16 protein-coding genes are annotated in these 23,599 nt (G+C 45.3%); 15 read left to right on the top strand and 1 reads right to left on the bottom strand.

Features of this window, described 5'->3' with window-relative positions; all coding sequences use genetic code 11:
* Positions 1 to 14 precede the first annotated feature (14 nt).
* The 15 genes from RYO92_RS08470 (at position 15) to aroC (ending at position 22,956) form a co-directional block, all read left to right on the top strand.
* A complete protein-coding gene (locus RYO92_RS08470; RefSeq protein WP_315370106.1) occupies positions 15 to 608 on the top strand; it encodes a TadE family protein in 594 nt (197 codons plus the stop codon).
* Positions 609 to 628: 20 nt separating this feature from the next.
* Positions 629 to 2,302 (top strand): DUF6382 domain-containing protein, encoded by a 1,674-nt coding sequence (locus tag RYO92_RS08465; RefSeq protein WP_315370105.1) that lies wholly within the window; start codon positions 629 to 631, stop codon positions 2,300 to 2,302.
* Positions 2,303 to 2,408: 106 nt separating this feature from the next.
* On the top strand, positions 2,409 to 2,630 hold the full coding sequence (locus tag RYO92_RS08460) for a hypothetical protein (protein ID WP_314965422.1): 222 nt from the start codon (positions 2,409 to 2,411) through the stop codon (positions 2,628 to 2,630).
* 515 nt (positions 2,631 to 3,145) lie between these two features.
* On the top strand, positions 3,146 to 5,059 hold the full coding sequence (locus RYO92_RS08455; RefSeq protein ID WP_315370104.1) for an N-acetylmuramoyl-L-alanine amidase family protein: 1,914 nt from the start codon (positions 3,146 to 3,148) through the stop codon (positions 5,057 to 5,059).
* A 75-nt stretch (positions 5,060 to 5,134) separates the two neighbouring features.
* Positions 5,135 to 7,024 carry an N-acetylmuramoyl-L-alanine amidase family protein gene (locus tag RYO92_RS08450; protein ID WP_315370103.1) on the top strand — a complete coding sequence of 630 codons (1,890 nt, stop codon included), beginning with the start codon at positions 5,135 to 5,137 and terminating at the stop codon, positions 7,022 to 7,024.
* Positions 7,025 to 7,186: 162 nt separating this feature from the next.
* Positions 7,187 to 13,321: a hypothetical protein gene (locus tag RYO92_RS08445; protein ID WP_315370102.1), complete on the top strand. Its 6,135-nt coding sequence runs from the start codon at positions 7,187 to 7,189 to the stop codon at positions 13,319 to 13,321.
* A gap of 16 nt (positions 13,322 to 13,337) precedes the next feature.
* Positions 13,338 to 14,105 (top strand): PP2C family protein-serine/threonine phosphatase, encoded by a 768-nt coding sequence (locus tag RYO92_RS08440; protein WP_183684343.1) that lies wholly within the window; start codon positions 13,338 to 13,340, stop codon positions 14,103 to 14,105.
* Between the two features lie 24 nt (positions 14,106 to 14,129).
* The gene (locus RYO92_RS08435) at positions 14,130 to 15,827 is read left to right on the top strand and encodes a serine/threonine protein kinase (protein ID WP_315370101.1); all 1,698 of its coding nucleotides are present in this window, start codon (positions 14,130 to 14,132) and stop codon (positions 15,825 to 15,827) included.
* Positions 15,824 to 16,396, top strand: coding sequence for a hypothetical protein (locus RYO92_RS08430; RefSeq protein WP_315370100.1), 573 nt, complete (start codon positions 15,824 to 15,826; stop codon positions 16,394 to 16,396). Before RYO92_RS08435 ends, RYO92_RS08430 begins: the two co-directional genes overlap by 4 nt.
* A gap of 189 nt (positions 16,397 to 16,585) precedes the next feature.
* Positions 16,586 to 17,668 (top strand): ABC transporter ATP-binding protein, encoded by a 1,083-nt coding sequence (locus RYO92_RS08425; RefSeq protein WP_315370099.1) that lies wholly within the window; start codon positions 16,586 to 16,588, stop codon positions 17,666 to 17,668.
* Complete coding sequence (locus tag RYO92_RS08420) at positions 17,658 to 18,476, top strand: ABC transporter permease (protein ID WP_315370098.1); 819 nt, start codon at positions 17,658 to 17,660, stop codon at positions 18,474 to 18,476. The genes RYO92_RS08425 and RYO92_RS08420 overlap by 11 nt, the downstream gene beginning before the upstream one ends.
* Positions 18,476 to 19,273, top strand: coding sequence for an ABC transporter permease (locus tag RYO92_RS08415; RefSeq protein ID WP_007158112.1), 798 nt, complete (start codon positions 18,476 to 18,478; stop codon positions 19,271 to 19,273). The genes RYO92_RS08420 and RYO92_RS08415 overlap by 1 nt, the downstream gene beginning before the upstream one ends.
* Before the next feature lie 116 nt (positions 19,274 to 19,389).
* Positions 19,390 to 20,481 carry an ABC transporter substrate-binding protein gene (locus RYO92_RS08410; RefSeq protein ID WP_314833351.1) on the top strand — a complete coding sequence of 364 codons (1,092 nt, stop codon included), beginning with the start codon at positions 19,390 to 19,392 and terminating at the stop codon, positions 20,479 to 20,481.
* A 252-nt stretch (positions 20,482 to 20,733) separates the two neighbouring features.
* The gene (locus RYO92_RS08405) at positions 20,734 to 21,804 is read left to right on the top strand and encodes a lactonase family protein (protein ID WP_308578891.1); all 1,071 of its coding nucleotides are present in this window, start codon (positions 20,734 to 20,736) and stop codon (positions 21,802 to 21,804) included.
* Positions 21,805 to 21,807: 3 nt separating this feature from the next.
* Complete coding sequence (gene aroC, locus RYO92_RS08400) at positions 21,808 to 22,956, top strand: chorismate synthase (RefSeq protein ID WP_314833343.1); 1,149 nt, start codon at positions 21,808 to 21,810, stop codon at positions 22,954 to 22,956.
* A gap of 239 nt (positions 22,957 to 23,195) precedes the next feature.
* Here aroC and RYO92_RS08395 read toward each other — a convergent pair.
* Positions 23,196 to 23,599, bottom strand: a 404-nt coding sequence (locus tag RYO92_RS08395) for a transposase (RefSeq protein WP_315370097.1), incomplete at its 5' end; no start/stop codon positions are given.

The raw sequence follows: 23,599 nt of genomic DNA, 5'->3' as shown, positions 1-23,599 counted from the left end.
GGAGAGGACACACAATGGAAAAAAAGAACGGTGAACAAGGTTCCGTTACCTTGGAAGCAGCAATGATTCTTCCAATTTTCTGCGCCTTATTTATGGCATTAAATGGTTTCTTCTTTGTCTTTAGTGCGCAAAACCAAATATCTCATGCGTTAATTCAGTCTGCCAGCAGTTTGGGCTTAGATCCATATCTTAACGAAAAAATAGATTCCGGATTAGATGGGGCTCATTCGTTTTGGGCTGGACTAGGAGATGGGCTTATTGATGGTGTTAGGCGCCTGGCTACAGACGGATATTTCACCAGTCCCAATGATTGGTACTCTTCCGGAGGAGGGGCGGCGAATGCGGTTATTGGTAGTGATGACGCAAAAAAGAGGTTTATTGCTTACCTAACCGGAGATGGCTCAGAAGCCAAGGCAAATGATAAGCTCAAGCATTTCGGTATTGAGGGTGGACTTTCCGGTATGCACTTTACCGCTACAAATGAAGGCGGAGATGTAGTGCTGAAAGTAAATTACCGTATGGGTGTCTGGTTTGACATGTTCGGAAAGAAAAAGATGGAAGTTACACAGAGCGCAAGAGCAAAGCTTTGGGGCGTAGACGGAAAATAGCAGGAAAAGGAAGGAATAGTATGAAAGAATTCAAATACGAAAACCAAGGAGCCAGCAGTTTTCTGGTTTATCAGCTCAAGGAAGAGGATGTGCTGGACAATATCAGTCTGAATATGCTTACCAGCAACAAGGCCAAGGGACTGGCCTCTACCAACTATATGCAGATGGATACACAGCGTTTTATCCGCTACACCATTACCGGAAAGATTACGGCAAACCAGTTCTTTGCCCGGCCGGTAACGAAGCAAAGCTTTATGGGGATTTTCAAGGGGATTACGGAGGCCATGGTATCCGCAGAGGAATATATGCTGGATCCGGCCTGCATCCTCTTGGATTTGAACCAGATTTATACCGACGTATCCACCGGGGAGACGGAGTGCATCTGTCTTCCGGTGGAAAATGAGAAAGAGCAGAAGGATCAGAGAGAATTCCTGAAGTCTGTAATGTTCCAGGCACAGTTTGAGAATCCGGAGGAGGGAAGCTATGTCACCAGAATCCTGAATTACTTAAACAGCATTCCGGTATTTTCTTCACTGGATTTCTTGAACCTGTTGACAGAGATGGAAAGGGAAGGAAAGAAGGATAGAACACCCCTTGCTTCGGCAGCGAAGGAAAGCCTGCAGCAGGGCGTAGCAGAGTTCGGAAATGCCGTTGCCAATTCTTCCGTAGGAGGCATGGCGGCAAGCTTTTTCGAGCAATCCTCCCTATCCTCTGTAGGAGCTCTTCAGCAGGAAAATGCAGTGGAGGAAGCCATTCCGGATATTCCTGTACCGGATGATATTCCCAAGGAAGAAAGAATCTCTCTTTTCTACCTCTTGCAGCATTACAACAACAACAGAGCCAAGGAATATATGGCACAGCAGAAACAGCTGAAGGCAAGAAAAGAGGCCTTAAAAAAGATTGAATTGGCGAAGAAGGGCGGAAAGAAAAAATCCGCTGCCTCCTACAATCTTCCCGGAGGAAAGGCAAAGACCGCCTCTGCTGCTCCGAAGGCGAAAAAACCGTCTTCCGGAGGATTTTCCTTCCAGATTCCCGGAAAGGAGTCCGGAAAAGACAAGCCGGGGGAGGATTTGTCCGGGATAAAAAGCTTGCCCAATGCCCCGGTAAATAGCCAAGGAAATTTCGCAGGAAATCCCAAAGTCAGCGCTCCGGTCGGTGCCGGGATGAATATCCCAAAGAGCAATCCTTCGGTCGGTTCCGGAATGAATATCCCGAAGAGCAATCCTTCGGCGGCGAAGGGAACTTTACAGCCGGCTAAGCCAAGCCCCCTGTTTTCCCATCAGCAAGAAGCTACGGGAAATGGAGGAAGAAACTTCGGAGACACTACAGTTTTGCATAGTGGATTTCGTGGGGAGGAAACCTCGGTATTAAACTATACCAAGGCACCGGACACACCGAAACAGCCCTACCTACTCCGGATTAAGAACGGAGAGAGGATTCCTATTACAGGCAGCATTTTCCGTTTGGGAAAAGAAGAAAAATTTGTGGATTATGTGATTCATGACAATGAGGCAATCAGCCGAAGCCATGCCAACATCATCAGTAGAAACGGACAGTATTTTCTGCAGGACAACAATTCCACAAACCATAGCTTCCTAAACGGACAGCAATGCGTAAGCAATGTGGAGCTTCCCTTACAGGACAAGGCAAGCATTCGTCTGGGGAACGAAGAGTTCCAGTTCCTCTTGCTTTAAGCACTAAGTCGTTCATGGTAGTAGCCTTAGGTTACTTTTAAATAAATATCAAACACTATCACACAAGAGCACCGAATCGGTGTCTCGCTGAGAGAAAGGAGTCTTTATGACCAGACTTGATGACATGATTTTAGCAACCAAAATTCGCGGAGAGAAGGCTTTAGATCGTTTCTTCCATGAGGAGAACGGAGACACAAACTTCATCTCTATGCTGATTCTTATTGCAGTAGCTGTATTCTTAGCAAGTGCATTTAAGACAGTAGGTAAGGAACTTTTGGAGCTGGTAGGCCAGAAGGTATCTACCTTCATCAACAGCACTGCTAACTAAGCCGAAGGAAAAATTGAATATGAGGTGCAATAAGAAAGAATACGAGGCCTGGAATCGAAAGGGCAAAGCTCTGCGTTCAGGCGTAGTAAAGCTTAAGGCACCAATCAGGGAGAAGACACAGCAGGATGAGTAAGCATTTGCTTTAAAAACGTCTTGTTGGAAAATGTGTCTATCTCCCATCAGGGAAAGGCTACTACCATGAAATTTTAACCTTTCCCTGAAACTATATAAAGAAATAAGCGTAGAAATAAGTGGAACAATATGTATAGAAATAAATATAAAAATAAGTATAAAAGTACGTATAAAAATACGTGGAAAATAAGTATGAAAATGAGTATGGAAATAAGTATGGAAATAAGTATGAAAATAAGTATGAAAATAAGTATGGAAACAGAATCATTATAGATTGTGACTGAGCGCTATAGAATGTTATAGCAAGAAGTAAAAGATTCTCCTAAAGAGAAAATATAGTGTAAGAATACATTGGAAAATAACAGGGAAAAAGGATAATCAAGATGAGAAGAAAAAACATGCTGGTTTTAGGACTGAGTGCGGTACTTTGCACAGGGCTTTTTGCCCCTGCAAGCTATGCGGATAGTATAGATACGAAGGATTCTTACGTACCGGAGGTAGAAACAAGCTCTGAAAAAAATAGCTTTGAAACAGCAAGTGCTGTAGAAGGATTAGACGATTTTCCGGAAGCGACTGCTGTGGAAGGGAAAACTGCGTCCATAGAGGAAGAAGTACCGACTGCTAAAGCGGAAGATTCCGAGGAACTAGATGAGCGAAAGGATGAGTCTATAGAGGACTCTAAAGAAGATATAGGAGGAACAGAATCTACGGTAGTGACCTCCGGATATTCAGGATTTAGAAGTGCTGCAGTAACGAGATCCCTAGACAATAAGATTATAATGGTGACTGTATCATTTGAAGATTGGGACTTTCCGGCAAGAGATCATATGAAAGTGCTTCGAGATAAAAAAGTAAACGTAACAGGTGTCGTTTTAAGAGAAAATGAGCCTGGAGTCATCCATAATCCAAGCCCGGATCTTTATCAAATTCTCCCGGAGAGGGAAGTGGAAAAGAAAGTAAATGGTCAGTGGGTACCGTACAATCTCAACTACTTTACCCCGGGGGAGTATCACTATGTATATACACTTGCGGAAGGAAAGAAGAGCCAATTTTATATTTTACCAATAGCAGAACAGGATGGAGATGGTATATTTGCTTATACAAGTGTTTCTGTGGAGGAAAGGTATTTTTATCAGAAAGGGGTACATAGTTATGATCAAGATAATTTGAAAGCTACTCAACGGGAAGATGCAAAGTATAAATATTATACCTTTGAAAGCGAAACTTTTACCGTGAAGGAAGCAAAGGTTATGGCGAAAGTATATCTCCGTTCCAGCTTTGACATCCATAATGTTAAGGCAGGTGATACTACGAAGAGGGCAACACTTCAAGTGGAGAAGATTGTCTTAAAAGATGGTACGGAGCTTCTGCCTAAGGATTTGCCACAGCCTTTTCTTATGAATTTTCGTAACGATTTTCCCAAAAACCTGGATCAGTATAAACTCTATTTAGAAAGTTATCCGAATGAAGCGGGAAAAAACGGAAATCTCAGGTTTACGCAGGAAGAAGACAGAATTTTTCCGGAAGGCCGTTATAAGGTACTATATGTAATACAGCCTTATTATACAGTGGATAACTATCGTTTCTTAGTGTCGGAGACTGATGATACTTATGGCCAAGGTACAGAGATTTATGTCAATAATGAGCCCTATGAAGTCCGTAGGGTTATCCCCGATTATAATATATCAACCATTACAAGAATAACTTCCCCTTTCTTCGATGCGGTAAAAGTAGAGAAGAAAGAAAATCATTCCGGTAGTACCGGAAACTCCGGCTCTTCCTCTAAAGGCGGTTCCTCCGGCTCTGGTAGTTCCGGAGGAAGTTCTTCCGGTTCCGGCGGATCAGGGGGAAGTTCCGGTGGCGGTTCCGGAAGCTTTAAGGTCAGCAGTAGCTTGAGCGGACAGGTACTTGGCGTGGATCGTTCCTTATCCGGAGGTCAGTGGATACAGGATGAAAAGGGCTGGTGGTATCAAAGACCCGACGGCAGCTATCCCAAGGGAACGTGGGGCTATGAATCCTATAACGGAAAGTCCTACTGGTACTATTTCCTGGATTCCGGCTATATGGCTACAGGCTGGGTAGAGGTAAACGGTAGTAAATACTATCTTTTCCCAAACTCTGACGGATGGAAGGGTAGAATGCTCACCGGTTGGCAGTGGATTGACGGAAACTGCTACTACTTGGATTCTCAAGGACAGAATGAGGGTGCTCTCTATAGAAACACCACTACTCCCGATGGTTTTACAGTGGATGCGGAAGGAAGATGGGTAGTGAATGGAGTGGTGCAAAAACAATAAAATTTCCACAAATGGATAGAAATATAGTATAATTTTATATCGTGAAATGGCAAGAAATAAGAAAGGATGATGGAGATGAGAAGAAAAAACATGCTGGCTTTAGGACTGAGTGCAGTACTTTGCACAGGGCTTTTTGCCCCTGCAAGCTATGCGGATATTTTAGACAATAAGGATACTTACGTTCCGGAGGTAGAAAAAACTGCTGAAACAGCAGGAACTGTAGAAGGCTTAGACGATTTTCCGGAAGAGACTGCTGTGGAAGGGAAAACTGCGTCCATAGAGGAAGAAGTGTCGACTACTGATGCGGAAGACCTCGAGGAGCTTGCTGAGCGAAAGGGTGAGTTCACAGAGGACTCTACAGAAAGTATAAGGGGAACAGACTCTACGGTAGTGACCTCCGGATATTCAGGGTTTAGAAGTGCTGTAGTAACAAAACCACTTGATAACAAGATTGTAACTTTGCATGTTTCATTTGAAGATTGGGATTTTCCCGCAAGAGATCACATGAGAGTGCTTCGAGATAAAAAGGTAAATGTAACAGGTATTGCCTTAAGAGGAGGAAAAGTTGGAGTCATCAACAATCCTAGCCCGGATCTTTATCAAATTCTCCCGGAGAGGGAAGTGGAAAAGAAAGTAAATGGTCAGTGGGTACCGTACAATCTCAACTACTTTACCCCGGGGGAGTATCACTATGTATATACACTTGCGGAAGGAAAGAAGAGCCAATTTTATATTTTACCAATAGCAGAACAGGATGGAGATGGTATATTTGCTTATACAAGTGTTTCTGTGGAGGAAAGGTATTTTTATCAGAAAGGGGTACATAGTTATGATCAAGATAATTTGAAAGCTATGCAACGGGAAGATGCAAAATATAGATATTATACCTTTGAAAGCGAAGCTTTTACCGTGAAGGAAGCAAAGATTATGACGAAAGTATATCTCCGTTCCAGCTTTGACATCCATAATGTTAAGGTGGGAGATTCTATGAAGAGGGCAACGCTCCAAGTGGAGAAGATTGTCTTAAAAGATGGTACGGAAATCCAAGGTTCCAATATAGCTAAGCCTTTTATAACTAATTTTATGAATCATTTCCCTGAAAGCCCGGAGCAGTTTAAGCTCTTTTTGGAGAGCTATCCAAATGCATTAGGAGAAAATGGGAATATTAGGGCATCTCAGGAGGAGAGTATGACTTTTCCTGCAGGACGTTATCAGGTAAAATACGTGATCCGTCCTTATTATACAGTTGATAACTATCGTTTCTTAGTGTCGGAGACTGATGATGTTTATGGCAATGGTACAGAGTTTTATGTCAATAATGAGCCCTATGAAGTCCGCAGGGTTATTCCTGATTATGGTATGACAACTATTACAAAATTAACCTCGCCTTTCTTCGATGCGGTAAAAGTAGAGAAGAAAGAAAATCACTCCGGCAATACAGGCAATTCCGGTTCAACCTCTAAAGCTGTCTCCAGTAGTTCCGGTGGATCAAGTGGTGGCTCCGGTGGCTCAGGGGGAAGTTCCGGTGGTGGTTCCGGAAGCTTTAAGGTCAGCAGTAGTTTTTCAGGACAGGTACTTGGTGTAGACCGTTCTCTATCCGGAGGACAGTGGATGCAGGATGAAAAGGGCTGGTGGTACAAAAGAGCGGACGGAAGCTATCCGAAGAACAGCTGGGGCTATGAAGCCTATAACGGAAAGTCCTACTGGTACTATTTCCTGGATTCCGGCTATATGGCTACAGGCTGGGTAGAGGTAAACGGTAGTAAATACTACCTCTTCCCAAACTCTGACGGATGGAAGGGAAGAATGCTCACCGGTTGGCAGTGGATTGACGGAAACTGCTACTACTTAGACCTGCAAGGACAGAATGAGGGTGCTCTTTATAGAAACACCACTACTCCCGATGGCTATGCAGTGGATGCGGAAGGAAGATGGGTAGTGAATGGAGTGGTGCAAAAAAAGTAAAACAGCCATTATGTTTTATAGAAATGCTTATAGAATCTATTTTAGGGAAAAGCTAAAATAGAAAAAATAGTAATTCTAAGCAGAAATTCAACAATGCAAAAGGCAAAGAAACCGAGATAGAAGAAATGCTTCTGTCTCGGTTTGTGGAAGAAGGAGTAATTTATGAAAAGCTTTATCTTGGGGAAGAGAGGAAAGAGGCTGATAGCCCTGTGCCTTGTTATATTACAAGTGCTTTTTCAATTTCCTGTAGAATGGAAAGCGGAGGGAAGTCAAGTAGAGGGAAGTCAAGCAGAAGGAAGTCAAGAAGAGAAAGTTACAAAACTAGATTTTTCCTTTGTAGATCATAACTCAGAACGAGCCGGCTCAATCAAGGTGGAGGTAGAGCTTGTTGTATATAAAAAAATCGATGCAAAAAAGACAGAAGAGACAGATGAAAACGTGCTGTCTTCTTCCGTGATGGATGAAGATGAGGAGGAAAAGGTATCAGCTTCTTTTATTGGAGATGAAGGTAACGAAAAGACTAGCTCCAGTACTTTCGGAATAGAACCGGACGGTAACTATACTAAAGAACAAGTCAACTGGGATAAGAGTGACGGATTCCCACATTTTTATAGCAGTTCGAACTATAGTGAAGATAAACCTTCTAATAAGATACATCCGACTTATGGAATTGTTCAGAAAGTTTCATTTTATACCGGACAAACCAATCAAGATGGAAAAATTTCCCAGGAAATTCCGTCGAACTATATGACCACAAACTATACGATAGAGATTCGTGTACGAGGCAGTAATGAGTCTTATGAAACGTCTGGTTTATATGAAGAACGTATTACAGACGGAAATTTACCGGATGACCTGCATAGAACTATAGAGCTTGAGTTGAATCAAAAAAAGAAAAAGCAGTGGCAAGGAAACTTAGTATTTCCTCCGGTAAATGATGTAATTTTGAAGGAGGGGGAAAGCGATCCTATTCCTTTGGAAGCATACTATCAAAAGGCCGGGGAGGAAGGGGATGTAACTGTACCCCAAATAGAATATTACCTTGTAAATTCTACAGGGCATAGAGAGCGGATTTATGAGCTGGATGCTTTTACACTTAGTACTTCCGGAAGATATACCATCATCGCCAGAGTACCCGAGGACGCCAATCACACTGCTTTAGAAGCTCGTCAGAGTTTAGTTGTAAAAAAACGCTTTAATGGAGAAATCATTACAAATAAAATTATTACTAAACCGCTGGAAAAGGGTGAAGAGATTCAGCCGGAAATTAATGAAATATTTAAAGCTAAGGTTTACTACTCTATTGTTTCTCCTAAATTAAATGCTTCTATTGAACTTGATGAAAATAGACGCATAATAAGAATGAGGCATATTGGAAAGGCTAGAATAGAGGCCAGAGTAGATGATTGGGTAGACCCTAAGGATGGAACAATATATACGACTGAACCGGAGATAATTTATATAACGATTACCCCCGGGAACCAGAACCAATTTTCCTTTAGTTTAAAAGATTTTGGACAGCCAAGTGAAGAAGAAAGGGGAGGGAATAAGGTATTCCGGTATACCGTGCATTACGGAAAGGAGAATCAGGAAAGAGGATGGACTTTAGGGAAACATTCTTTTCGCGTAAGTACCAGAGGCGCTACAGGCACGAGTGTAAGTTATAAGCTTGAAGCAGGAGAGGATATTGCTGATTTTAATGCACAGACAGGAGTCCTTACTTTTAAAAACAGTAAAGTTGGTCCTGTCCTAATAGCTGCTACATCTGTTGACCCAACAGGAAATTATGATCCAAAGACCATTTATGCGGAGATTAATGTGGTTTATCCGGATTATTCCGATTATCTTCACATTCAAGAAGAAGCTAATGTCAAGGGCTGGAACAATAAGAATGTGAGGATTACTGCTCAAAATAATGGTAGTAAATATGCAGTATCTTATAGTGACTCCTGGGAACATGGAGATTGGGAGCCGGAGATTAATCTGAGAGAAGACAGTGAGTCTCCTGAGGGAAAGATTGTCTACATTAAAACAAAAGAGGGAATCGGACTGGGACTAAAAGAGGGAAAGGTTCTTGGAAAGTATAAGATAGACACTACCGAACCGGAGCTTTCTTCCATTTCCTATACGAAAGATAAAGAGTCCAGACTGAAAAGCCTAGGAGGCTATGGCTTCTATAGGGACACGCTTGAAGTAGAATTAAAAGCCAAGGATAAAACCTCCAAGGTAGATACTTTCCGTTACCGTTATCTGCATCAGGATAGTGATGGTATTATTCGAACAGGGTCATGGCTAAAGGTTAGCGATGGTGATGAGAACTTTAGCAGACCGGATGAGAATACGGCGATTGCAAAAATCAAGATTGATCCTCAATTCCGAGGCAAGATTGAATATTATGCGGTTGATAATGCAGACAATAACAAGCTTGGAACGCACACTCTAATTAACGATGAGTTTTTGGTTGTAGATAGCAAAAAGCCGGAGGCTAGACTTCAGTTTACAGATTCGTATAAAAGAGTAGGAGACCATTTTTATTTTCAGAATCAGGGAATTTTAAGTCTTGGAGTGGAAGAAAAGAACTTTTTTCCTGAGGATCAGGATTTTTCTTTGAAGGTTTATAGCAGAAGAAATGGAGAAGACAAAGAAAGTTCCTATAGAGTGCAGGGCAATAGGGAAGCTCTCACCTTAAAGAAGAATTCCGCTTTCATTAGTGATGGAAGAGAGAGCTTGTTAGAGGACAATTCTACTTCCTTCGTGCAAATCATGCCTAATGGGGAACAGAATGATTTGACAATGAATTTCACCGAGGAAGGACATTATCGTTTGTCCTTTGCCTATAAGGATCCTTCCGGAAATCCTTTAGAATGGAAGAATACTTTAGGATTGGAGAAGAATGGAGAACTGGCTATCACTGTGGATCATACGGATCCCAAGATTTTCTTTGACCCTTCTTCCGAAAGCGGACAGGTACGGTACTTTGCCAAGGATGTTAAACTGAAGGCCAATGTGCTGGAAGAAAACTTTAATCCGGCAGCCACCGATCTTTCTTATATATTTACCCCGGATAGGGTGGAGGGGCGAACTGCTGTGGCAAGTTCCAGCAGCCTTTCTTCCGGAACAGGGGAAAGAAGTATACGGCCGAACAATATAAGCTGGAAGAAGGAAAAGGCTTCCGATTCCACCTTGAATAAGGCAGAGCTTTCCTTAAGTGAAGATGGTAAATATGTGGTGAACTTACATACCACAGATTTTTCCGGAAGAACCGCCAGCGCCTCCAACATTTTGGTAGTGGATAAAACACCCCCTAAGATTCGGCTTACCCTATCCAATGACGGCCTGGCCAATGAGAAATACTTTAGAGAAGCAAGAAGGGGAAAAATCGAAATCGAAGATGCCCACTTGGATTTATCTTCTCTTCAGGTGGATTTTTCCGTAAAGGACAAGGCGGGCAATCCGGTATCTACCGCAAGGAACCATGCGGAATATTTGAAGAGCTTAAATAACTGGACGAAAGAGGGAAATAAATATACCTGCTTGGTAGAGTTTACCGAAGACGGCATTTATCATCTTGGCCTAAAGGTAAAGGATTTGGCGGGCAATGAAAATGCTCCCATCGAAGTAGGAGAGACCAAGGCGGCCTTTGATTTTGTGGTGGACAGAAAAGCCCCCACAGGTGCCTTGAAGATTGGTGATTGGGATCGTTCTAAGGATGGAACCCTTTGGACCAAGCTCCTGGATCGTATCAGCTTTGGTCGATTCAGCAATAAAAAGCAGGTTATTCGTTTACAGGCGGAGGATAACTTAAGCGGTGTCGGGCTGGTGGAAGTTCTTCGGACAAGGGAGAAGATGAGTCTTGCAGACCTGCAGGCAAGTTCTGCCTTTAAGAATGTTACAAGCGAAGTAAAGGACGGTTACTGGTCCAAGGAAGTCTCTCCTAATGAGACCTTTATTACCTATGTCCACTTAAAGGACATGGCCGGAAATCAGTATTACCTAAGCTCTGACGGGGTAATTTTAGACCAGCAGAATCCGGAAATTCATATCACCTTACCGAAGGAAGAGGAGAAAAATGGCCTCTATAAAAAGGATGTAATGGTAGGTATTTCCGTAACGGAGCCCAGCCCAGGAAACAGCTATGCCGGCTTAAAGGATGTGACCTATACCGTATACAGAGACGGTATAGAAACCCAGGCAGGCTCTCTCTATCATTTTTCCAAGGAGGAGCCCCAGTTAAACGACTTAAAGAAGTCCTATGATGATGCTCATGCTCTTACGATTTTGGCTAAGGACAACAACAGTAATGACGTTTTACTGAAAATCAAGGCAGTGGACAATGCCGGAAACCAAACGGTAAAGGAAGAGCGTCTTAGCATTGATATTACAAAACCAAGAGTCACCTTATCTTTCGACAACAATCGTGTGGAAAATGAGTTTTATTTTAAGGAAAACCGTACCGCGCTGATTACTGTGGAGGAGAGAAATTTCTCCCAGGATTCCTTTAAGATTTTGATTACGGATCCGGCGGAAGGAAAGGGTACCAAGCTTTTGGAAGTGGAAAGGGATTCCTTCCAAAAGGTTTCCGGAAGCGGAGACAGTACCAGATGGGAAAGCCGTATTTACTTTAATAAGGACGGAGACTATCAGCTTTCCATCACCGGAGAGGACTTGGCCGGAAATGCCATGGAAGAGCTAGTCTATGCAGAGGGTACTCAGGCAGCTTTGGACTTTACCGTGGATAAAACAGCCCCTGTACTCAGTGTAAGCTATGACAACAATACCCCAAACCATGAGTTTTATTACAAGGAAGGAAGAAGGGCGGAGATTTCCATTGAGGAGAAAAATTTCCGTTCGGATCTTGTGGACTATTCCGTGTTGAAGGATGGCGGCAGAGAGGCACATGGCAGTGCCCTGTCTTCCTTTAGCGGTGGAGAAGGTCGGGGCGTTTCCGAGCTTCATCATCAGGCAAGCATTTCCTATGAAGAGGATGGAGACTATCAGTTCAACATCCGGGTGAAGGATTTGGCGGGAAATGAGGCCCTGGCTTATCCGGAGGATCATTTTGTTATTGATAGAACGGCTCCCGGTCTGACGATCAGTGATATTTTGAATGAGTCTGCCAATAAGGGAGAGGTAAGTCCCAAGATTTCTTACGGGGATCGCTATCTGGATCAGGATGCTTTGTCCTTAAAGCTGATAGGAGAGGTACATGGAGAGCATGAGCTGTCTTCTCAGCAGGGTGGCAGCATTTCCATAGCCAGAACGGATGCCTTAAACCTTCCTATGCAGAAGTCTATGGAGGAAACCGAGTCTCAAAAGCAGAAGCAGGAGGAGAAAGAGGGCATTGTTTACCAAAGCTCCGCCGGGGGAGAAGAGGGAAATCTTTCCTTCCAAAACTTCCCGGAGGAGCCGGAGACGGACGATGTGTATCGGCTTTCCGCAAAGATTGTGGATATGGCGGGAAATGAAACTACGGAGGAGCTTTGGTTCTCCGTAAATCGTTTCGGTTCCACCTATCTTCTGTCCGACAGGGCGAAGGCACTGCAGGGTACCTATCAGAAAGAGGGAGAAGAGATTCTGATTTCGGAAATCAATGCGGATGAGGTTTTGTCTTCTGCATTGACCTTATACAGAAATGAGGAGAAGCATGCCCTTTCCGAGGGGGCGGAGTATCAGACTACGCGCTCCGGCGGTAACGGAAAATGGTATCGGGGAGATTATCTGATTAAGAAGGATAACTTCGACAAGGAAGGTCTGTATCATTTGCAGATTTCCTCTCAGGATAAGGCAGGAAACCTTGCCAGTACGGAACAGACCGAAAGAGGGGCGGAGCTTCGCTTCGGTATCGACAGAACACCCCCCAGAATCCTGCTTTCCAATGTGGACAATCAGGGGGTATACCGTGGTGATGCCCTGGATCTGGATTTATCCGTACAGGATAACCTGTGGCTGGAGCAGGTGGATGCCACCGTGGATGGAACGGAAGAACTAAGCTGGAGGGACAAGAGTTTACAGGAAGCGGTTGCTAAGGACAGCTTCCCCTTACAGATTTCCGGAGAAAAGGGAAAACGACATAAGCTTTTGGTGGTAGCAAGAGATGCAGCCGGCAATGAAAGCCGAAAGGAAGTTTCCGACTTCGTGATTACCAACAATCCTTTGCTTCGTCTTATTTCTCAGAAAAACTTTGCCAGAAATGCCGCCATCGCTACTGTTGCAGGCTTAATGGGACTGTCCTGCGTAGTCAACGGCCCGAGCCTCTTACAGGAGCTGAAGCGGAGAAGATTAAAGGGAAGAAGATAGACGGAAAGGAGTGGAGATGGACTTTGTCACCATGGCAGTTTCTTCAGTGGGAAATGTCAAGGAAGTCAACCAGGACTATTATTTCTTCGAACAGGGAAGAACGGAGCGGGGAAATATAGTTTTTGCCATTCTTTGCGATGGCATGGGCGGTTTGCAACAGGGAGAGTTCGCCAGCAAAACCGTGGTGGAGGCCTTTAAGGCCTGGGGAAAGGAGCATTTAGCGGACTATGCCCTGGGAGAATTTGTCGATGCGGGAATACGGAGAGAATGGACAGAGCTGGTAAACCGCTGCAACCAATATCTTCATGCCTACGGCAGGGAACGGGGCATCTCTCTGGGCACTACCCTTACGGTCCTCTTGATGACGGAGGAGCGATATTATATTATGAATATTGGGGATTCCCGCGCCTATGCTTTGGAAGCGGGCATCCGACAGCTTACAAGGGATCATACCGTGGTGCAGCGGGAGGTGGATCTGGGAAAGCTTTCCGCCTACGATGCGGAAAAGGATTCCCGGCGCAATATTCTCCTGCAATGCATCGGGGCATCGGATCAGATTTATCCGGATTTCTTCTTCGGCGCACCGGAGCCAAAGGCTACCTATCTGCTTTGTTCGGACGGCTTTCGCCATGAGGTTTCCGGGGAGGAGCTCTATCAGGTTCTTCAGCGGAACAGAAGAGAGTCTTTGGAGGATTTGGAGGGCGCTTTAAAGATTTTACTGCGCTGGAATCTGGAACGACAGGAACGGGACAACCTTACGGCAATAGCCATCAGTACCATCTAGTCTTTGAGGAAGTTTAGTTAAACTATGCTGAAAATCGGTTCCGTTTTAGACGGAAAATATAAAATACTGAGTGAAATCGGTCATGGCGGAATGAGTACGGTTTATATGGCCATCAATGAGAAGGCCAACAAAACCTGGGCGGTAAAAGAGGTGCGAAAGTCCGGTGTAATGGACTTTGAAGCGGTGAAGCAAAGCTTGATTGTGGAAACGGATCTTTTGAAGCGCCTCCGCCATCCGAACCTTCCCACCATTGTAGACGTGATTGAGGAAGAGGATGTGTTCCTCATTGTTATGGACTATGTGGAGGGGAACTCTCTTAGGGTACTTCTGGAGGAGCAGGGAAGTCTTCCGGAGGACTATGTGATTGAATGGGCAAAACAGCTTTTGGATGTTTTGTCCTATTTGCATGCCCAGACTCCCCCGATTATTTACCGGGACATGAAGCCGGCCAACATTATCCTGAAGCCGGATGGCAATCTTTCCCTCATCGACTTCGGAACCGCCAGAGAATTTAAGGCGGATAAAACCGAGGATACCGCCTGTCTTGGTACCGTGGGCTATGCGGCGCCGGAGCAGTTCGGGGGCTTGGGACAAACCGATGAAAGGACCGACATTTACGGCTTGGGAGCCACCCTGTATCACCTTTTAACCGGCCATAATCCCTCTCTTCCTCCTTATGAAATCAAGCCTATTCGAAGCATTAACCCCAATCTTTCTCAGGGTCTGGAAAACATTTTGCTCTGCGCCACGGAGAAGGATCCGGAGCAACGTTATCAAAATGCGGAGGAGTTTCTTTACGCCATTTCCCACGTGGAAGAAAGTGATGAACGCTATTATAAGAAGCAGAGAGGAAAGTTTCATCTCTTTCTTTTCACCCTGTTCCTGTCCGGCATCTGTTTTGCTCTGGGCTTCAGCTTCCTCCTCTCTTCCCAGAGCCAGAAGGAGGAGCGCTATACCATGCTCCTGCAAAATGCGGAGGAGCAGCAGGACGGGGCGGAGAAGGAGAAGAACTATCTGGAAGCCGCCAATATGCCGGATATGGAGGGCAGAGAGGAGGCTTATCTGGGCTTGATTCAATCTGACAAGTCGGATCAGGTCTTTAGCCGGGAAGAGGCGGGAACCTTGGAGGAGCTGATACGGAAAAACAGGGCGGCTCTTTTAAAGCATCCCGAGGAGTATGGTGACATTTGCTTCCAGCTGGGAAAAGCCTTCTGGTATTACTATGAAGGGGAGGACAATGCAGGACGGATGGAGCGGGCGAAAAGTGCAGCGCCCTGGTTTGCCAATGCCTTGGAATATCTGGAGGATGGGGATTCCAAGAAGAGCATTGCCTTAGTGTACGAAAGAATCGGAAGCTTTTATCGGGATATTGCCACCAATATCGTGGAGGCCAGCGATCAGGGCATGTACAAAACCCTTTTTGAAGATTTCCAAACTCTCTTCCAGGAGGTTGCGGTAAAGGAAGAAGAGGGAGAAATGGTTCGTCTGGAGCTTCTGGAGTTTATGGCGGAAAGCATCGAGCAGTATGCCGGAAAGATGCGGGCGGATCAGGTGACTCGTTCCGCCATGGAGGATGCATTACTTCGTATAGAGATGCTGCTTCCGAAAATCAGTGTGAACAGTGAGCTTACGGAGGAGAAGAAGAAAACGTTGGAGGAGACCTTGATGGATGCGAAGATTGCCGTTCAGAATGTCTTTTCACAGGAGGAAGATAAGGGATGAAATGGTTAGCGGTGGATCAATATTCCGGCCTGTTTTTTATACTGGGCTTTGTCTTTCTTTTTTGCAGCATTCTTCTTTTCATACTCTTTCGGATTCCCGGAGTCTTCCTGTACTTAAGCGGAAGTCGCCAGAAGAAGAACATTCAAATCCTGAGAAGGAAGCGAGAGGAACAAAAGAAAAAAGGCTTCTCCCTACAGGGAAAAATCGATATGGAATTTCTTCGGAAGCGTTCTGAAGAAAAGCAGGAAGAAAAGAGAAGAATGGCGGAGCAGGCTCCCTGGAAGCAGGAGGGAGAGGCTACCGCTAAGCTTTTGATGCCGGAGGACAACTATAGAGGACAGGAAACCGCCCCGCTGTTTTCTTCGGAGGCACTATCGGGTTCTTCTTTGAGAACCCCTTCGGACGCTTCTTTGGGAACCCCTTCGGGCGCTTCGTCGGGGATTTCCGCCGAGGCGGGAGAAACCGTAAAGATTCCGCTCCCTGCAGAGGGCGCTTCCGGGGCTGAGAAAAATAAAGCAAAGCCAAAGAGCGGTTATGTAACCTTGTATGAAATGGAGTCCGAGTCCTAAAAGGACTTAAACTCCTAAGACTTCTCAAGTTTATAAAGCTCATAAAGCTTCTAAAATTCCATTTTAAAGTCTAACGAAATTTCCTTCGTAAATTTCTTGTATTTGCGTTCATTTTTGATACAATGGACACGTTGCTTTTTTTTTGGAAAAAAGAAAAGGGCAAAATACTAAGAAGGGGGTTTTTATGAGTTGGAAAAAACGCTGATTGATTTAAAAGGAATTACCAAGACATTTGACGGAGAGCTGATCTTAGATGATCTGAATTTATCGATTCGGGAGAACAGCTTTGTTACCCTACTGGGACCCTCCGGATGTGGAAAGACCACCACATTACGGATTATCGGAGGCTTTACCCAGCCGGACAAGGGACAGGTTTTATTTGACGGACAGGATATCACAGGATTGCCGGCCAACAAGCGGCAGCTGAATACGGTATTCCAGAAGTACGCCCTGTTTCCCCACATGAATATTGCAGAGAATATTGCCTTCGGTCTTCGGATTAAGAAGATGTCGGAAAGCTATATTCGAGAGAAGATTCAATACGCCTTAAAGCTGGTGAATCTGCAAGGGTATGAAAAACGTTCTGTGGATTCCCTATCGGGAGGACAGCAACAGAGAATCGCCATTGCCAGAGCCATAGTGAATGAACCCAGAGTACTTTTATTGGACGAACCCCTGGGGGCTTTAGACTTAAAGCTTAGGCAGGAGATGCAATATGAGCTTATCCGTTTGAAAAATGAATTGGGCATTACCTTTTTATATGTCACCCATGATCAGGAAGAGGCCTTGACCATGTCGGATTATGTGGTGGTAATGAATCAGGGTTATATTCAACAAGCAGGAAGCCCGGAACAAATCTATAACGAACCGGAAAATGCATTTGTAGCTGACTTTATCGGAGACTCCAACATCGTCCCCGGCATCATGCTGGAGGACCGTTTGGTGCGTATTTTTGGTGCCAACTTCCCTTGTATAGATGAGGGATTTGGAAAAAACACCCCTGTGGATGTGGTGATTCGTCCGGAGGACGTGGAAATCCTGGAAGAGGGAGACGATCGTGCGATTCTGAAGGGAACCATGACCCACATCATTTTCAAGGGAGAAATATACGAGATGGAATGTACCACGGAGGATGGCTTCGAGTGGCTGGTACACTCTACGGAAATGCATGAGCCGGGGAAAAAGGTGGGGATTTATGTACGTCCCTCCAATATTCAAATTATGAATAAGCCCGAGTCTGAAGACGAGGAGGCATTGGGCATTGAAGAATAAAGGAACAAGGCTTCTGGCCGCCCCCTATCTGATCTGGATGGGTGGATTTATTGTGATACCCTTACTTTTGGTTTGGTACTATGCCTTTACAGACAAGACCGGTGCATTTACTTTAGATAACTTAACAAAGATTTTTTTATGGGAGAACTACAAGCCCCTGTATCTGGCGGTGCTTCTTTCCCTTTGCAGTACCCTTTTATGCTTTCTTTTGGCCTTTCCTCTAGCGATGGTGCTTCGGAACAAAAAGGTGGGAAAGGGTTCCTTTGTGGCCTTTATTTTTATCCTGCCTATGTGGATGAACTCCTTACTCCGCATCCTGGCATGGCAGACTCTTTTGGAGCGAAAGGGCGTGTTGAACGAAGTTTTGATGGCTCTGCATTTACCTACCCAGAGCCTAATCAACACCCCCTATGCCATTATTTTGGGTATGGTTTACGACTTCCTGCCCTTTATGATTTTGCCCATTTACAATACTTTAAGCAAAATTGATGACAATACTATCAATGCCGCCTACGACCTTGGGGCCAGCTTTTTCACCACCCTCTTCCGGGTGATTATGCCCCTATCCATTCCCGGCATTGTGTCCGGTGTGACCATGGTTTTCGTGCCGGCGCTGACCACCTTTGCCATTTCCAACATTCTCGGAGGGGGCAAGATTTTCCTCATCGGAAATGTCATCGAGCAGGAATTTACGGTGAATTCCAACTGGAACGTGGGTTCGGGACTGTCCATGATCTTAATGGTCTTCATCATCGCATCCATGGCCATACTGTCCCGCTATGACAACGGAGAGGGGGCGATTTTCTAATGGAAAAGAAATCTGTTCGTATTTTGGAAAATGCCTATCTGGGTTTGGTGGTGCTTTTTCTCTACGCACCCATCTTCATGCTTACCGCCCTGTCCTTTAATGCGGGAAAGAGCAGAGCCCATTTTACCGGCTTCAGTCTTCGCTGGTATGTGGAGATGTTTCAAAACGAGGATATTATGCAGGCTTTGCAAAATACCCTTGTGATTGCCTTTTTGTCTGCCTTTATTGCTACGATTCTCGGCACCATGGCGGCGGTGGCTCTTCGGAAAATGAAGGTGCTTCCCAGAAGTCTGATTATCGGTGTCAGCAATGTGCCTATGCTGAATGCGGATATCGTAACCGGTATTTCTTTAATGCTTTGCTTTATCGCCTTCAAAATCAGCCTGGGCTTTAAGACCATTTTGATTTCCCATATTACCTTTAATCTGCCCTATGTGCTTTTGTCCGTTTTGCCCAAGCTTCGGCAGAGCTCGGAGGTGAGCTATGAGGCGGCATTGGATCTTGGGGCAAAGCCTCTCTATGCCTTTTTCAAGGTGGTGCTTCCGGATATTATGCCGGGAGTTTTGTCCGGCTTTTTGCTGGCATTTACCATGAGTCTGGACGACTTTATCATTACCCACTTTACCAGAGGTGCCGGCATCAACACCATATCCACCCTGGTCTATGCGGAGGTCAGAAAGGGAATCAATCCCAGTATGTATGCCCTTTCCACCTTGATTTTCGTTACAGTCTTTATCATCCTTTTAATCGCTAATTTTGCCCCGAGCTTTATGGGAAGAAAGGAGGAAAAGGCATGAGAAACAATACGGAAAAGAATCTTTGGTGCAATTTGAGAGAGACTGAAGAAAAGCTTGCAGGAAAGGCTGCCAAAAAGAAGGGGGGAAAGCTTTTTCTGCCTCTGGCAGCAGGCTTAATGCTTCTTTTCAGCGCCCTGCTTTTGTCCTCCTGCGGACCGAAGGAGGCGGAGTCCACAGAGAGTCCGGAGGGAGAGGGTCAAAGCAAGACGGACAATGTAGTCAATGTCTATAACTGGGGAGAGTATATCGACCCGGAGGTGATTACGGAATTTCAGCAGGAAACCGGCATCAAAGTGGTTTACGATATGTTTGAAACCAACGAGGAAATGTATCCTGTCATCGAGGCGGGGGGAGTGCTGTATGATGCGGTTTGCCCCTCGGATTACATGATTGAGAAGATGATGCAGAACCATCTTTTGGCGGAAATCGACTTTAAGAACATTCCCAATATCAAGGAAATCGGAAAAGAATATATGGAAATGTGTGCGGAGTTCGATCCGGGAAATCGCTACATGGTACCCTATACCACGGGAACCGTAGGCATTCTGTATAACAAAAGAATGCTGGATGAGCTGGGCGTGCCCTACCCCACCAAATGGGCGGATCTTTGGAATCCGAAGCTGAAGGGAGAAATCCTGATGCAGGATTCCGTCCGGGATGCCTTTATGGTGGCGTTGAAGAAGGAAGGCCACTCCATGAACACCGTGGATGATAAGGAGTTGGATGAGGCCATGAAGGATTTGATTGCCCAGAAGCCCTTGGTACAGGCTTATGTGGTGGATCAGGTCCGAGACAAGATGATCGGAGAAGAGGCGGCGGTAGGCGTCATTTACTCCGGAGAAATCCTCTATGTGCAGGGAGAGCTGGAAGGCACGGACGTGGAAGTGGACTATGTGATTCCGGAGGAAGGCACCAACCTGTGGGTAGACGGTTGGGTAATTCCCAAGAACGCTAAGCATAAGGAAAATGCGGAAAAATGGATTAATTTCCTCTGCCGCCCGGATATTGCGGCGAAGAATTTCGAGTACATTACCTATACCACCCCAAACGTAGGTGCCTTGAAGCTTCTGCCGCCGGAATATACGGAAAATAAAGCGGTATTTCCGGATATGGCGGAGGTTTTGAAAAAGGGAGAGGTCTTCAGCTATTTGGGAGAACAGGACGAAGCCAAGTACAATGACCGTTGGAAGAAAATCAAGGTTTCCTAAACCTTATTTGAAAAAAGATCAAAGTTTCCAAAACCCTATTTGAAAAAAATCTGACAGAACCCCTCTTTATGGAGAAAGTCCATAGGGAGGGGATTTTTGTACTCTTAGAAATTTTAGAAAAGCTTTTTATTCCGAAATTTTTTTGCTAAAATAGGGGCGTTTAGAAACAGCGGAATTCTTTGCAGGAAGAAAGCGGCCGGGTGTAGCAAAAAGTCGGCTGCGTGAAGCCAAAAGGCAAAAGGGGGAAGAAAAATGCGCTCAAAATATGTAGCATATATCGGTTCTTATTCATACACCGGCACTGCCAAGGGCATAACCATCTGTGATGTGGATATGGAAAAGGGAAGATTTGAAAAAAGAACAGAGGTGGAAGTAAACAACTCCTCCTATGTGGCGGTTTCTCCCGATAAAAGAACCCTTTATTCCATTGCGGATGAGGGAATTGTTTCCTTCCGCATTTTGGATAACGGAAACCTGAGTAAGTTAAATACCAGAAATATCCGCGGAATGCGCGGCTGCCACCTTGCCGTAGACAAGAAGGGGGAGTACCTGATGGTGTCCGGTTACCATGACGGAAAGTCCACCCTGCTGTCCTTAGAAGCGGACGGTTCTGTAGGCCCGATTGTGGACGGCGTTTATGACCAGGGTATCGGTTCCGTGGCGGAGCGTACCTTCCGCCCCCATGTTTCCTGCTCCCGTATGACGGATGACCAGAAGTTTATTTTGGTGGCGGATTTAGGAATTGATCAGGTAAAGATTTTCCGTTTCGACAAGGCGGATCGGAAGATGCGACAGGTGGATACTTTGCGCTGCGAACTGCAATCCGGCCCAAGACATTTCCGTTTCTGCCCGGACAGGAATTACCTCTATCTTTTGTATGAATTAAAAAATGTGGTGGATGTGTATCATTTTTCCGAGGGAGAGAAGGACTCGGAGGTGAAGCTGGAGAAGCTGCAGACCATTTCCACCCATAACGATAAGGAAAACAACCCCTTAATTGCCGCTTGCCAGATGCGTTTTTCTCCGGATCCGGATGCTTCTCATCTTTTCGTGTCCAATGCGGGAATTAATACCATCACTATCTATGACAGAGATAAAGCGACAGGGCTTTTAACCATGAAGGGAAGCCTTCCCATTGCCGGCGAATATCCTAAGGATTTCTGCATTTTCCCGGATGAAAAGCACCTTGCGGTAGCCAACAATGAAAGCGGTACCATTACCTTTTTCAACATTGATTATGAGCAGGGACTTTTAACCATGTGTGCAAGAGAGCTGGAAGTGGATGAACCAAACAGCATCTGTATGGTAGAGTGTCGGGGGTAAGGAATGGCGGGAAGTCAGTTTGGAAAAATATTTCATATCAGTACCTTTGGTGAATCCCACGGTAAGGCCCTGGGGGTGGTTGTAGATGGCTGCCCCGCAGGGCTTTCCCTGTCGGAAGAGGATATTCAGGAAATGCTGGAACGGCGCCGTCCGGGGAAGAATCTGAAGATGACTCAGAGGAAGGAAGGGGACAAGGTGGAGATTCTTTCCGGAATTTTCGAGGGAAAAACCACCGGTACTCCCATTGCCATGGTCGTGTGGAACGAGGATCAGCGCTCCAAGGATTACGGAGAAATTGCCCATGCCTTTCGCCCGGGCCATGCGGATTACGGCTTTTTTGCCAAATACGGTTTTCGGGATTATCGGGGGGGAGGTCGTTCCTCCGGAAGGGAAACCATTGCCAGAGTGGCGGCGGGAGCCATTGCCAAGAAAATGCTTTTGGAACTGGGGGTTTCCGTCCGGGCCAAGGTCATCGAGCTTGCCGGCATTTCCCTGACAGAAGACCGGCAGAAGGCGGAGCTTTTGGCGGAACAGAAGATTCTCTCCTTAAGGGAGCAGGGGGATTCTGCCGGAGGAGTGGTGGAATGTCTGGTGGAAGGACTTCCTGCCGGCATCGGGGAACCGGTTTTTGATAAGCTGGATGCCTCCCTGGCAAAGGCCGTGATGTCCATCGGTGCGGTAAAGTCGGTGGAAATCGGAGACGGCATCGAAGTGTCCAAGAGCCTTGGCTCCGAGAACAATGATGCATTTTTCCTTATGGAAGAGAAAGATTACGAATCAGAAGAGAAAGAGCGGGATGCGGCAGGGAAGGATAGTTGTCCTCATTCCTTGCCGGAAGGAACAAGCTCCTTTGAGGGAAGCTTGCGAAAGGGCAGCAACCATAGCGGCGGTATTCTGGGGGGAATGAGTGACGGAAGCACCATTCGTATCAGAGCCGGCTTTAAGCCCACACCTTCCATTTCCAAGCCCCAGCAAACGGTAAATGAAGCGGGAGAAGAAATTACCATCGCCATCAAGGGACGTCACGATCCTACGGTGGTAGAGCGGGCCAATGTGGTGGTGGAAGCCATGACGGCTTTAACTGTGCTGGATGCCATGCTGGAGAATCTCAGCGCCAGATTGGACTATGTGAAACGGGCTTATCGAAGATAAGAACAAACGAGATATCGCACACTACGCGTGCGATACTCGTTAAGAATAAAAACTTTTATAAAAATTATAAAAGTTTTTAAAAAATTTTTGCTTATACCGCTTCTCAATAGGAATTGACGAAGTAGCATTTTCGTCTTAAAATCCCGTCTTTGACAGTTGCGAAAGAGTCAAGAGCCCATAAACGGCGTAATTACGCCATTTATGAGCTCTTGTTTTCTTTTTGAATTCTAGCAATATTTCTACTTTCTCGTTGCAGTTATAATCTTTTTTATTTCTCTTTGAGATACAATCTCGTAATCCGTTCTAAAACCAAATGTGTCGTGGAGTTTGTCTGTAAGGTCGGTTCGTGTATACTCAGGGATATATCCTTCACCGGGAGCTATCAGCATGTTCATTTCTTTCAGTGTTCTTATAATGCTTTCAGTGGTATAACTCTCACCTAACTTCTTCTCTAGAATGCGATAAAGAATCAGGGCGGTGAAGCAGGTAATGAAATGTGCCGTGATTCGATCTTTCCTACTGAGATATACCGGTCTGGCCTGAAATTCACTCTTCATAATCCGGAAACATTCTTCAATCTGCCATCGTTTTTGATTAATACTTATAATCGTTGCCACGTCATCTTCCAGGTTTGTGCATACGG

It is taken from the genome of Oribacterium sinus (genome assembly GCF_963553175.1).
Taxonomy (GTDB): domain Bacteria; phylum Bacillota; class Clostridia; order Lachnospirales; family Lachnospiraceae; genus Oribacterium; species Oribacterium sinus_B.
The sequence above is the reverse complement of the archived record's forward strand: the minus strand, read 5'-3'. Positions and strand labels throughout refer to the sequence as shown.

Bases quoted from the DNA above. Each gene is read 5' to 3' on its own strand.
- aroC (WP_314833343.1), top strand. From the start codon at position 21,808: ATGGCGGGAAGTCAGTTTGGAAAAATATTTCATATCAGTACCTTTGGT.
- RYO92_RS08460 (WP_314965422.1), top strand. From the start codon at position 2,409: ATGACCAGACTTGATGACATGATTTTAGCAACCAAAATTCGCGGAGAG.
- RYO92_RS08405 (WP_308578891.1), top strand. From the start codon at position 20,734: ATGCGCTCAAAATATGTAGCATATATCGGTTCTTATTCATACACCGGC.
- RYO92_RS08440 (WP_183684343.1), top strand. From the start codon at position 13,338: ATGGACTTTGTCACCATGGCAGTTTCTTCAGTGGGAAATGTCAAGGAA.
- RYO92_RS08455 (WP_315370104.1), top strand. From the start codon at position 3,146: ATGAGAAGAAAAAACATGCTGGTTTTAGGACTGAGTGCGGTACTTTGC.
- RYO92_RS08430 (WP_315370100.1), top strand. From the start codon at position 15,824: ATGAAATGGTTAGCGGTGGATCAATATTCCGGCCTGTTTTTTATACTG.
- RYO92_RS08435 (WP_315370101.1), top strand. From the start codon at position 14,130: ATGCTGAAAATCGGTTCCGTTTTAGACGGAAAATATAAAATACTGAGT.
- RYO92_RS08465 (WP_315370105.1), top strand. From the start codon at position 629: ATGAAAGAATTCAAATACGAAAACCAAGGAGCCAGCAGTTTTCTGGTT.
- RYO92_RS08415 (WP_007158112.1), top strand. From the start codon at position 18,476: ATGGAAAAGAAATCTGTTCGTATTTTGGAAAATGCCTATCTGGGTTTG.
- RYO92_RS08470 (WP_315370106.1), top strand. From the start codon at position 15: ATGGAAAAAAAGAACGGTGAACAAGGTTCCGTTACCTTGGAAGCAGCA.
- RYO92_RS08445 (WP_315370102.1), top strand. From the start codon at position 7,187: ATGAAAAGCTTTATCTTGGGGAAGAGAGGAAAGAGGCTGATAGCCCTG.
- RYO92_RS08450 (WP_315370103.1), top strand. From the start codon at position 5,135: ATGAGAAGAAAAAACATGCTGGCTTTAGGACTGAGTGCAGTACTTTGC.
- RYO92_RS08410 (WP_314833351.1), top strand. From the start codon at position 19,390: ATGCTTCTTTTCAGCGCCCTGCTTTTGTCCTCCTGCGGACCGAAGGAG.